Below are 11859 nucleotides of genomic sequence, written 5' to 3'. Positions count from 1 at the left end.
GTATCGGAGCGGTCAGGGCAGGATTGCGTCCACGTACCCGCCGTCGACGCGCAGCGCCCCGCCGGTGGTCGCCGAGGCCAGCGGCGACGCCAGATAGGTGACCATGTTGGCGATCTCCTCCGGTTCGATCAGCCGCTGGATCAGCGACTGGGGCCGGTGCTTGATCATGAACTCGCGCTGGGCCTGCTCCCACGGCAGATCCTTGTCCACCAACTGATAGACGAAGTCCTCCACACCAGCGGTGTGGGTGGGCCCGGCGATCACCGAGTTGACCGTCACGCCGGTACCGGCGGCATCCTTGGCGAACCCGCGCGTCACCGCGAGCAGTGCGGTCTTGGACACGCCGTAGTGGATCATCTCGGCCGGGGTGACAATCGCCGAATCGCTGGCGATCTGAATGGCTCTGCCCCAACCTTTTTCGGTCATCGAAGGCAGGTAGGCGCGAATCAACCGGACCGCCGAGAGCACGTTGACGTCGAAGTAGCGCCGCCACTGCTCGTCGCTGACCTCGCGGGCCGGGACCGCCTCGAAGATGCCGAGATTGTTCACCAGCACATCGACGTCCGGGAACTCCTCGACGACGGCGTCCGCGCCGGCGGCGTCGGCCACGTCAGCGGCAATCCCGACGGCACCGCCACCGATGGTGGCCACCGCCTCATCGACCCGCGCCTGGGTGCGGCCGTTGACGATGACCCGCGCGCCGGCCGACGCCAGCCCGTGTGCGATGGCCAGGCCGATGCCCTGGGTGGAGCCGGTGACGAGTGCGGTCTTGCCAGAGAGATCGATGTTCACGCCGAAGTACTACCCCCGTGACGGGCGCAGTATTCCGGAAGCCGGGCTAATCGACGTCGATCTCGCGCAACTCGCGCTTGAGGATCTTGCCGGTCGGGTTGCGCGGCAGCTCATCGAGGAAGATCACTTCCCGCGGCACCTTGTAACGGGCCAGGTTGTCCTTCACGTAGGCCTTGATGACGTCCTCGTCGACACTGGCGCCCTCCACCTTGACGACGAAGGCACGCAGCCGGTGACCCCACTCCTTGTCCTCGACCCCCAGGGCGGTGGCCTCGATGACCTCCGGATGGCCGCTGATGAGATCCTCGACCTCGGCGGGGAAGACGTTCTCGCCACCGCACACGATCATCTCGTCATCGCGGCCGGAGACGTAGAGCAACCCGTGCTCGTCGAAGTAGCCCACGTCGCCGGAGGACAGCATCCCGTCGATGATCTGCTTACCGCCGCCGCCGGTGTAGCCCTGGAAGGGGAACGTGTTGCGCACGAAGATGCGCCCGACGTCACCTTGGGCGACTTCGCCGCCGTTGTCGTCGAGGATTTTCACCGTGATGCCCTTGACCGGCGGGCCGACGGTCGCCGGGTTGATGGAAAGATCCTTGGGCCGGGCAATGGTCGCGAACGCGATCTCGGTGGAGCCGTACAGGTTGTAGATGATCGGCCCCAGCTCGCGCAGGGCCCGGCCGGCGAGTTCGGCGCCGAGCTGCGACCCGGAGACGAAGACGATCCGCAGGCTCGACAGGTTCGGCTTGGGCGCCATCTTGTCGAGCTCGTCGAGCATGCGCGACAGCATCACCGGGACAACCACGATGGCGGTCACCTTGTGCTTCTCGATATCGGCGAACACGGTGGCCGGTTTGAAACGTCGGCGCAGGACCAGAGTGGTCCCCAGCATCATCGCGATGGTGGCGTGCAGAAACCCCAGTGCATGGAACATCGGTGCGGGCAGGGAGGTGACCTCACCGCCCTTGAACGGGACGTGGGACAGTACGCCGCCGATGGGCGCGAGCGACGGTGGCGTGCTGCGGTTGGCGCCCTTGGGTGTGCCGGTGGTGCCGCTGGTCAGGATGATGACCGACGAATGCTTGGTCACCTTCGGGGCGGGCTGCTTGCTGCTGCGCGCGATCAGGTCGGCCAGCGTGTCGTCGGTGGAACCCGAGGGCTCTTCGGAGTCCGGGTTGGTCGCCAGGGCCCGGAATTTGCCCAGCGCCGGCTCGGCCTGCGACACCGCGGCGGTGTATTCGTCGTCGTAGATGATGACCTGCGCGCCCTCGCGCTCGGAGACCTCTTTGATCTGCGGTCCGGAGAACTCGCTGTTGAGCAGGATGATGCGGGCGCCCACCCGGGCGGCGCCGTACACGCCGACCAGGAACCAGCGGTGGTTGCGGATCAGCAGAGCGACACCGTCGCCACCCTTGACGCCCTTGGCGCGCAGCCCATTGGCCACCGCGTGCGCCGCGCGGTCCAGTTCCCCGAATGTCATCTCGCCGTCGTCGTCGATGATGGCGACGCGGTCGGGATGGCGGCGGGCGTTGAGCGCCGGGATCATCCCGAACTCGCCCCAGCGGCGGATATCGGCGAGCATGGCGGCCATCGCCTGCGGCGACTCGAGCCGCAGGGCTCCCGCCTCGAACATCTTGCGCGCGTAATGCAACTCTGCGGCGCCGCGGCTGAAGTATTGCTGGGCCTTGGCCGCCGCCTGAGCGGGCAGGTCTGTGAGACTGGGCATGAACGCCACAATATGTGACGCGTGTCGAGTCGCGGCAGATAACTACCATGGCCGTATGGGCGCTTCGGCCGGCAGTCGCAGGACGCTGGAGGTCGGTGGGCGCGAGGTCTCCGTCAGCAATCCCGGCAAGGTGATCTTTCCCGGCGCCGGCGGGCGGGCCGCCATCACCAAGAGCGACCTCGTCGACTACTACCTGGCCGTTGCCGACGGCGCGCTGCGCGGGGTGCACAACCGGCCGATGATCCTGAAACGTTTCGTCAAGGGCATCGACGAAGAGGCGATCTTCCAGAAGCGGGCGCCCGAGAAGCGCCCGGACTACATCGACGTGGCCGAGTTGAGGTACGCGTCCGGGACATCGGCCAAGGAAGCGGTGATCACCGAGGCCGCCGGCCTGGTCTGGGCGGTCGGTCTCGGCTGCATCGACTTCAACCCGCACCCGGTGCAGGCAGAGGATTTGGAACATCCGGACGAGTTGAGGGTCGACCTGGACCCGATGCCCGGGGTCGAGTGGGCGCAGATCCTGGCGGTCGCCGCCGTGGCACGCGATGTGCTGCAGGAGCACGGCCTGACCCCGTGGCCCAAGACCTCCGGCTCCCGCGGGTTCCACATCTATGCGCGCATCCATCCGAACTGGCCGTTCAAGCAGGTCCGCCTGGCCGCCGAGACGGTGGCCCGCGAGGTCGAACGGCGGGCCCCCGAGCTGGCCACGGCCAGGTGGTGGAAGGAAGAACGCGGCGCGCGGGTGTTCGTCGACTTCAACCAGAACGCCAAGGACCGCACCGTGGCCTCGGCCTATTCGGTCCGCGCCAAGGCCGACGCCCGGGTGTCCACGCCGCTGTATTGGGACGAGGTCGCCGATTGCCGGCCCGAGGTGTTCACCGTGGCCACCGTGCCGGCCCGCTTCGCCGAGATCGGCGATCCCTGGGCGGAGATGGATGCTCACCCGGGGGATCTGTCCGAACTGCTGGAACTCGCCGATCGGCTGGGGCCCGCGGAGAAACCGCCGGGCAAGAAGGGTGCGGACGGGCGCCGGGTCTCGCAGATGCCCCTGATCGAGGTCGCCCGGACCAAGACCCACGATGAGGCGATGGCGGCACTGGAGGTGTGGCGGGGCCGCCACACCGAGGCGGCCGCGCGGCTGGAGCCGGTCGACGTTCTCGTCGACGGGATGCGGGGTCCGAGTTCGATCTGGTACCGCGTGCGGATCAATTTGCAGCACGTGCCGGAGGGGATCCGGCCACCCCAGGAGCCGTTGATCGCGGACTATTCACCATGGGACGGATATTCGGGGAAACAGTCCACACGCTGACCCCGAAATTTAGGCTACCCGGCAGTAAGGACTACCCAACATTTTGGGTAATCAAAATCGCCAGCGAAACATGTTGCAGCACAACAGCTTACATTTCGCTCAGCGAACCCTTACCCGGCTCTCAGACTATCTTCTTAGCAAAGTCTCAATCACTACTCCCCGGTACCTTAAATTCCGCCGATAACTTCGGAGATATCGAGAACGACAGGTCAGAACCAGAAGGGAGGCAGAACATGACGATCGCATTCCGTTACGGGAACCCGGCAGTCAAGTGTGACGGCGCCGAAATGCGAGCGCAGTGCCGCCACCTCGCGATGGTGGTGACCGTCTCAGGTGTCATCGATGACGACAACGTCGATCGACTCACCCACAAGGTCCGCCGACTGGTCCTCGCAGAAAAGCCGTTCGCACTCGACCTGAGTGACGTGACGTTCCTTTCCGCGCGCGGTGTGTCTCTCCTCTACGCCCTCGATGATGAGTGCGACCTCGCCGGAGTCGAGTGGGCGCTCATCGCGAGCCCCGCCGTTCTGGACGTCCTGCGGATGCTCGACGACGCATTCCCCATCACGGTCTCCGTCCCGGAGGCGCTGCACCACTTCGCCGAGGGCACGCTCGCTCGGCGCCGGTTGCTCCCACTCCTGCACAAGACCGCATAACCAGAAAGGCGGAACACACGTGTTGATCGATGTTCGCTGGCTGACCGCTCTGATGGGCCGTCACCGCAAGCCTGCCCGCTAGGTCCCTACTTCTCCAGATGTGCCCTCCCACCGCCAGGTGGGAGGGCACATCTCGTTCAGGACTGCGCCGGGTTTTCTAGGCTGCGGCCGAACTGCAGGACGACACCCTGGTTCCCGGTGCCGGCGCAACCCTGTTCGGAATCCGGTTCGAGGACTGGCTACTGCAGTCCAGCGCTCATCCCTTGAAGTAGACGATCTGGTGGCTGGTGGCCAGCAGCCTGCCACCGGTCCCCCAGATCTGGGCGGCCTGGTCGAAATGACCGGACGAATACTGTTGTGCACGTGCGGTTGCCAGCACATGGTCATCGCCCTGGGCGGCCAAGGTGTCGTTGTCGGCGTGGAAGTACACCGTGATCGACACGGTGCCCGCGGGCAGCAGACGTCCGAGCCGCAGGTAGATACGTGGGTAGAAGATGTCGCAGACGGCGGTCAGTGCGGCGAAATCCCATGGCCGGGGCGGGTTGTCGCGAACCCACAGGGTGGTCTCCGAGGAGCCGGATTCACCATCGGCGGCGTCCGGGATGGCGCCGGTGACGTACCGCATGTCGTAGTTGCGCATCCAGGTCGGCCCCTTGTCCGGCCCGACGGGTACCTCTTCGGGTGCCGGCACGGCCGGCCTGGCCGGTTCGGTGTCACTCCAGGTGTCCCGCCGGATTCCGAAAACCGCGGTGGCGGTGGTCTTCACCTCACCGCCCTGGCTGAGCTCGACGAGCCAGTGCTGATTGGACCGGTTGGTGCGCACCGCACGGGCACTGATCTCGAAGTCGCCGTCGACGATCGGGGCCAGGTAATTCACCGTCAGGGCCACCGGATGGCCATGCACATCGGGTTGAAGTTCGATGGCCCGCAGCAGCGCCGCAGCGGTGACGCCACCGAACGGGCCGACCATGTTCGCCCATTCCGGCACGGTGCGACCGCGCAGTAGCCCGTCACCGGCGGGGCGCAGGGCGATGCCATTGTCGAACGCCGTCATCGGGTTTCCTTCACTGTCGTTCGGCTCTGCTGGTCGATGGCGCCGTCGACGAGCGTGCGGAGCACGTCGTCGGGACTGACGTCGCTGAGCCACATGGCTGGGACGCCGGTGCGGTTGAGCATCGCCACACCGTGCAAGGCGGTGGACAACGCCGCGGCAATGCGGATCGCCTCCGGGTGCGGTCCCGGCCGCTGCTGGCACGAAGCGAGGGCGTGGGTGAGAACTCCCAGCGCCTCCTTGGCCGCCGGAGACGGACCCGCAGTTCGGGTCATCAGCTCATAGCGCATCGGGTACCGCTGCGCGTACGCCACATAGACCTGGCACCCCAGAAAGAGGCGGTCGCGTGGCTCTGTCAGCGAGTCGGCCGCAGCACGGATGTCGGCGACCACCTGTTGCCAACTCTGTTCCACGATGGCAGCCAGAATGGCGTCCCGATGGCGGAAGTGCGAATAGATCGCGGGTGCGGAAATACCTGCGGCAGCAGCGATCTTGCGCAGGGTGAGGTCAGCTTCATGTTCGGCGTCGTCCAGTAGTCGGCGAGCCGCAGCCAGGATCTCGTCGCGCAACAACGCGCCGGAACCCCGGGCGTTGCGTTTGCGGACCTGCGTCGACACCCGTCGCACTTTACGCACGTAAATAAACGAATGTAAAGTTACACGACGGGCTCACCCGTCGATGGTGGTTCGAATCCGCGCTACGTGAACCGTCCGGCGAAACCGCGCAAGGGCAGATCCGCGCTGGTGAGCAGGCCGGGGGCCGCCGCGACCACCGACCCGATGGCATTGAGCGCGGGCAGTCCGGTCACGGTCATCCCGATCGACGCGAAGCTGGTCGGGTCGGAGAGGTCGACGCCCGGCTTGGGGAAGATCATGTGCTTGTTGTAGACACAGGGATCGCCCATGATCTGAGTGATGTAGCAGCCCTTGATATCCCAGCTCGGATCGGTGTGCGGGGTCATCTGCCATTCCAGATGGGTCTCGATCTTCGGCACGCCGCCGACCAGGCCCTGATACTTGATGTAGTTGCCACCCAGCGATCCCTTCGGCAACTGGTACCAGCCCAGATCGACATCCTTGGTACAGGCTCCGAGCTCGTAGCTGAACTTCACCTCGTCGAGTTGCACGTCGAAGCAGTCGGCCATCAGCAGCACGCTGTCGGCGAAGACACGGGTGTACTTCTCCAGCATGCCGGGCAGTCGCGGATCGTCGACCGGAAGTCCGTAGCCGACCTCTTTCCAGGTATCGGCCGAATGGTGGCACGAGACATCCACGGATTCGATGGTGGTCACGTTCTCGATCTCGGCGACATCGGCCGAACACACCACACCCAGAATCTGATTGAGACCGGGATTCATCCCGGTGCCGTAGAACGTCGCGCCGCCCTTGGCGGCGGCCGCGGCCAGCATCTCACTGACCGGGCGCCCGGACGGATGCGGATGGTTGGTGTCCCGGTGCCATCCGGTGATCCAGTCGGCGGTGGTCACGATGTTGATCCCGGCTTCGAGCACCTGCACATACAGGTCTTCGTCGGGAAACACCCCGTGGAAGGTCACCACATCGGGTTTGGCGGCGATGATCTCCTCGACCGAGCCGGTGGCAATCACGCCGTTGGGCGCCAGGCCGGCGATCTCACCGGCGTCGCGACCGACCTTCTCCGGTGTGTAGCAGTGCAGACCGATGAGCAACAGATCGGGATGCGCGGCAATCCGTTTGATCATCTCGGTACCCACATTGCCGGTGGCGACCTGGAAGACGCGGATCTGCTCGGTCATAGTGTGTCTACTTTCCGTACGCGAGCGAGGTCTGCGGCAGATCCGCCGAGACCGTCTGGATAGAACTGCATGGCCCACTTGCGAATTGCGGTGAAACCCTCGTACTCGGCGGTGGCCAGCGCGGGCGGATCCGAATAGCGCTGGTGCGACCAGATGTGGATGTCCTGGGTGAACTGGCGGATGACTTCCTCGCCGAAGGCTCGGGCCTTGTCCTCGGCGCGTTGGTCGTCGCGCCCCGGCGTGCGCCCGATGTAGACCATGAAACGGACATCGGAGGTGCGCTCATCGACCGGGGTGACCGCCGAGATGGTCCGGTTGTCGACCATCCCCCAGCTCTTGGTGACGGCGATACCGAGCCCACCGTTGATGGCCTCGACTCCGCTGTTGACGTCCTCGATCTGCTGTCCGTCGTCACCTTCGAAAGTGATGGTGAAATCGACGTAGGACACCGGCTCGGCGAAGTCGTGGCGGGTGAACACCGGCACGATGGGCGTCTGGTGCACGTACTTGAAGTGGGCGAAGTCCACCCCGTTCTCCAGGACGTACTGCGGGTGCAGTTCCAGGCCCTGCCGGAACAGCCGCTGCTGCGGGTAGTAGTCAGCCTCGGTGCGATCGCCGAAGTCGGCAAAGATGTCCGGCGCATCGAAGAACGGTTCCCGGCCCTCGACGTCATGCCAGATGTAGACCGACGCATTGCGCTCGACCACCGGATAGGTCCGTATCCGTCTGCCCCGGTTGGGCCGCTCCTGGTAGGGGATGCAGACGTTACGGCCCTCGTCGTTCCACTGCCAGCCATGGAAAGGGCATTGCAGCACTTTGCCTTTCACCTGCCCGCCGTAGCCGAGGTGGGCGCCGAGGTGTTCGCAGTAGGCGTGCATCACCGTCAGCCGGCCGGACTCCGCGCGCCAGGCGATCATCTCCTGGTCGAAGTAGGTCATCCGGTGTACGTCACCGATGCCGATCTCGTCCGACCAAGCCACCTGGAACCAACCCGTCGGCTTCATCGACAGTGGTGGTTTTGCCATGCGGCCAAGAATCACAGAGGGTTCTATTAAAGTCAAGAGTCGCGTAGCATCCATCCGGTGACCGAAGCCGCCGAGCGCCGCACCAACCGGCGGGGGCAGGCCAGTCGCGAGAGCATGCTCGATGCCGCGCTGGAGGCGCTGGCCTCCGGGGCTCCCGGCTCGGTGTCGGGAAATCGCATCGCCAAGGACGCCGGCGCCACCTGGGGCACGGTCAAGTACCAATTCGGCGATATCGACGGGCTCTGGGCCGCGGTGCTGCGCCACACCGCCGAACGCCGCGGCACCATCCCGGCGCACGCGGCGCCGCACGGTTCGCTGGCCCAGCGCGTCACCGGCATCCTGGACATCCTCTACGACGGGCTCAGCGCCACCGATTCCCGGGCCATCGAGAACCTGCGCGCCGCGCTCCCGCGCGATCGGGCCGAGCTGGAACACCACTATCCGCAGACCGCGGCCGAGCTGGCCTCGTGGCAGAAGACCTGGATCACCGACTGCCAGCACGCTTTCTCCGATCTGGATGTGGATCCGGCACGGGTGCGCGAGGTCGCGCTGTTCATCCCCGGAGCGATGCGTGGCATCACCTCCGAGCGTCAACTCGGTTCCTATATCGATCTCGACGAGGCACGGCGCGGCCTGTCCAAGGCGATCGTCGCCTACCTCAAGGGTTAGGGACTTCCGGCCCTACCCGCGGGCACCGCAGCGCCGCAGACTTGTTCCATGGCAACGACATCGCCGCCGCTCGGCACTGTGAAAATCATCGAGGACGCCGTCCACCTCGCGTGCCGCGCGCCCTCCTATCACAACAGCCAGCCCTGGCAATGGGTCATCTCGGCCGAGGGCGTGCAGCTGTTCGTCGACACCGACCGGTTGGTGGCCACCGATAGCAGCGGCCGGCAGGCCGTGATCAGTTGTGGTGCAGCGCTTGACCACTTCCGGGTCGCGACGGCTGCGGCCGGATTGGACGCCCGGGTGGAGCGCTACCCCAATCCGAACGATCACCATCACCTGGCCACCATCACCTTCGGCAAGCTGCCCACCGTCACCGATGGTCATCGCCGCCGCGCCGATGCCATCCTGCGGCGGCGCACCGACCGCCTGCCCATGGCGGCACCCACCGATTGGGAGTCCTTCGAGCTGCTGTTGCGCGAGTCCGCCGGTCCCGAGGTGGCCTTGGACGTCATTGCACCCGCCGATCGGCCCGCCGTCGCGGACGCCTCGCAACTCACCGACGCACTGCGCCTCTACGATTCGGCATATCACCACGAGATCGACTGGTGGACATCACCCTTCGAGGTGAACGACGGGATCCCGCACAGCTCGCTGGTGTCGGCCGCCGAGGCCGATCGCGTCGATGTCGGGCGATCCTTTCCTGTCACGCACAACAGCGAACGCCGCCAGAACGTCGCCGAGGACACCGCTCAACTGGTGGTGATCTCCGCGCTCGACGACACCCGAGCCGACCTGCTGCGCTGCGGTGAGGCGCTGTCCGCTCTGCTGCTCGACGCCACCATGGCGGGGCTCGCTTCGTGCACCCTGAGTCATCTGACCGAGGTGCCCATCAGCCGCGACATCCTCAGCGCACTGGTCGGTCGGCCATACCCGCAAGTGGTGGTGCGACTCGGACGAATTCCCGAACTCGACGAGGTGCCGCCGCCCACGCCGAGGCGACCGCTTCAGGACGTGCTGCGGGTCAAGATCTGAGCGCGGCCAGCATCGCGTGCAACCGGCGGCCGACCGCGGCCAGCGGGTCGGTGCTGCGTTCGGCGCGGCTCATGGCCACCGCCCCCTCGACGGCGGCCACGATCAGGGTCGCCGTATCGGCGGCCTCCGGGTGGGTCACACCCGTGTTGCGCAGTGACCTGACCAAGATGGTCGTCCAATTGCTGAACGCGAATACCGCCGCATCCCGCGGGGCGGCGTCATCGTCATCAGTCGAGTTCTGCACCGCAACCGCGAGCACGGTGCAACCACGCTGAAAGTCGCTCTCCACCAGAGACTCCCGCCATGATTGCAGCAACGCATCCAGCATCGCGGCCGGACCTGCTGCTGCGGCGCGTTGCAGTTCGGCCATCGTGTGCGCATCGGCCCAGCGGACCGCCTCGGCGGCCAGCTGGGCCTTGCCGCCGGGAAAATAGTGATAGGTCGACCCCAGCGGTGCGCCGGCATGCCTGGCCAGTTCCCGCACGGTCATCGCGCCCAGACCGCGCCGCCCCAGCATGTCGGCGGCACCGGTCACCATCCGGTTGCGCGCATCGTGCTCGGATCCCATCATGACGACCACCCTGTCTATAACAGACGTCATATTACACCTGGAACAGCGATTATTACGCCCGACATAGAAGGAATGGGGACTTTCGCGGGGACGGGAAGGAGACCTGGGCCACATACCCCGGGCTTTCCGTGTCAAGCGCCGAGGGTCCGGGTAGCCCCCATGCACAGGGCGCATCCGCGCCGCACGGCCGACAAGGCCGATGACCACCAACTCTTTTCAGGGGGCCCGTCATGACAGACACCACCACTCTCATCACCAACTTGCGCACCGTGCTGGAACTGACCAGCACCGAGATTCAGATCGCCGAGTTCCGCACCAGCCAGGCGCGCACCGATGCGGTGCACCAGGAACTGACGAAGAACGCCGAGAACGCCCGTACCCGCGCCGCACTGATCGAGGCGACCATCCGCGAACTCGGCGGTTCGCCCACCTTCTTCGGCCCCTTCCTCGGACGCGCCGCCGCTATGGTGAAGGCATTGACCGAGCAGGCCGAACCGTTCGCCGAGGCCCTGCTGGGCGATCTCGCCCTGGAGCACCTCCTCGTGGACCGCGCGCGCTACCTCAAGTCGCTCGCCGTCGCGGCCGGTAACACGCAGGTTCAGGAACTCGCCGATTCGCTCATCGAGGCGCACAGCGCAACCGTCATCTGGCTCAGCACCGTGCTCGCCGAGGACGCCCTCGGCGGCCCTGCGGCGCTGCGTCGCACCCCGATTCAGGCCGCGGCCGGTGCTGCGGTCAAACTGGCCAACCTGCCGGGACAGCTGGCCACCCGCGCCTTCGACCGGGTTCTGACCACGGTCCGTTCCACCCGCCCGGCCGTCGACGAGGTACTGGCCCGCGGCAGCCAGGCCGGCGACATCGCGGCCAAGACGCTGTCCGCATCTCGTGACGCCGCCCTGTCGGCGGCGGAGAAGGTGAGCCGGCGTGAGGGCGCCGACGAGGTCGCCGATGCGCTGCACACCCTGCGCGGCAACACCGGCGTCCTGGAGGCGGCCGAACTTCCCATCGCCGGCTATGACGAGCTCAACGTCAACGATGCCGTCGCAGCGGTCAAGGAACTGGACGAGCCGGCCGACATCCGCGTGGTCATCGCCTACGAGGAGTTCCACAAGAACCGCCAGCGGGTGGTGTCGGCAGCCCAGTCACGACTGAGCGCCATCGCCCAGGAGATTGTCGGCATCAGCTAGCAGAACCGGATCGTGTGATCCATTTCGCTCCGCGATGACCTACGGTACCGTAAGTTACGGTACCGTA

The 11859-nt window shown here is 66.0% G+C and carries 12 protein-coding genes; 5 read left to right on the top strand and 7 right to left on the bottom strand.

Annotation, left to right across the window (positions count from 1 at the left end; all coding sequences use genetic code 11):
- Window positions 1–12: 12 nt before the first annotated feature.
- Window positions 13–792, bottom strand: coding sequence for an SDR family NAD(P)-dependent oxidoreductase (locus tag C6A86_RS01980; protein WP_105362439.1), 780 nt, complete (start codon window positions 790–792; stop codon window positions 13–15).
- Between the two features lie 46 nt (window positions 793–838).
- Window positions 839–2518, bottom strand: coding sequence for a long-chain-fatty-acid--CoA ligase FadD2 (gene fadD2 / locus C6A86_RS01975; protein WP_105362449.1), 1680 nt, complete (start codon window positions 2516–2518; stop codon window positions 839–841).
- A gap of 55 nt (window positions 2519–2573) precedes the next feature.
- Here fadD2 and C6A86_RS01970 point away from each other — a divergent pair, with 55 nt between their 5' ends.
- Window positions 2574–3827 carry a DNA polymerase domain-containing protein gene (locus C6A86_RS01970; protein WP_105362440.1) on the top strand — a complete coding sequence of 418 codons (1254 nt, stop codon included), beginning with the start codon at window positions 2574–2576 and terminating at the stop codon, window positions 3825–3827.
- A gap of 233 nt (window positions 3828–4060) precedes the next feature.
- Complete coding sequence (locus tag C6A86_RS01965) at window positions 4061–4483, top strand: STAS domain-containing protein (RefSeq protein ID WP_105362441.1); 423 nt, start codon at window positions 4061–4063, stop codon at window positions 4481–4483.
- 256 nt (window positions 4484–4739) lie between these two features.
- Here the strand turns inward: C6A86_RS01965 and C6A86_RS01960 are convergent, their stop codons facing one another.
- From C6A86_RS01960 to C6A86_RS01945, 4 genes are all read right to left on the bottom strand, one after another.
- A complete protein-coding gene (locus tag C6A86_RS01960) occupies window positions 4740–5537 on the bottom strand; it encodes an acyl-CoA thioesterase II (RefSeq protein ID WP_105362442.1) in 798 nt (265 codons plus the stop codon).
- Window positions 5534–6151, bottom strand: a complete 618-nt coding sequence (locus C6A86_RS01955) for a TetR/AcrR family transcriptional regulator (RefSeq protein WP_233212928.1) — start codon at window positions 6149–6151, stop codon at window positions 5534–5536. Before C6A86_RS01955 ends, C6A86_RS01960 begins: the two co-directional genes overlap by 4 nt.
- An 80-nt stretch (window positions 6152–6231) precedes the next feature.
- Window positions 6232–7308, bottom strand: a complete 1077-nt coding sequence (locus C6A86_RS01950) for a dihydrodipicolinate reductase (RefSeq protein ID WP_105362443.1) — start codon at window positions 7306–7308, stop codon at window positions 6232–6234.
- Window positions 7305–8333, bottom strand: a complete 1029-nt coding sequence (locus C6A86_RS01945; protein ID WP_105362444.1) for a Rieske 2Fe-2S domain-containing protein — start codon at window positions 8331–8333, stop codon at window positions 7305–7307. The genes C6A86_RS01950 and C6A86_RS01945 overlap by 4 nt, the downstream gene beginning before the upstream one ends.
- Before the next feature lie 57 nt (window positions 8334–8390).
- On the opposite strand from C6A86_RS01945, the gene C6A86_RS01940 reads away from it, so the two are divergent.
- The gene (locus C6A86_RS01940) at window positions 8391–9002 is read left to right on the top strand and encodes a TetR/AcrR family transcriptional regulator (protein WP_105362445.1); all 612 of its coding nucleotides are present in this window, start codon (window positions 8391–8393) and stop codon (window positions 9000–9002) included.
- Between the two features lie 48 nt (window positions 9003–9050).
- A complete protein-coding gene (locus tag C6A86_RS01935) occupies window positions 9051–10034 on the top strand; it encodes an Acg family FMN-binding oxidoreductase (protein ID WP_105362446.1) in 984 nt (327 codons plus the stop codon).
- On the opposite strand, the gene C6A86_RS01930 is transcribed toward C6A86_RS01935, so the two are convergent.
- Window positions 10024–10605: a TetR/AcrR family transcriptional regulator gene (locus tag C6A86_RS01930; protein ID WP_105362451.1), complete on the bottom strand. Its 582-nt coding sequence runs from the start codon at window positions 10603–10605 to the stop codon at window positions 10024–10026. The two genes, C6A86_RS01935 and C6A86_RS01930, sit on opposite strands and share 11 nt — an antisense overlap.
- Window positions 10606–10835: 230 nt before the next feature.
- Here C6A86_RS01930 and C6A86_RS01925 point away from each other — a divergent pair, with 230 nt between their 5' ends.
- On the top strand, window positions 10836–11792 hold the full coding sequence (locus C6A86_RS01925; RefSeq protein ID WP_105362447.1) for a hypothetical protein: 957 nt from the start codon (window positions 10836–10838) through the stop codon (window positions 11790–11792).
- The last annotated feature ends 67 nt before the right edge of the window (window positions 11793–11859 follow it).

Source organism: Mycobacterium sp. ITM-2016-00316, from assembly GCF_002968335.2.
In the GTDB taxonomy this organism is placed as follows: domain Bacteria; phylum Actinomycetota; class Actinomycetes; order Mycobacteriales; family Mycobacteriaceae; genus Mycobacterium.
Note: the sequence above shows the minus strand (reverse complement) of the source record. Positions and strands in the feature narration are given on the sequence as shown.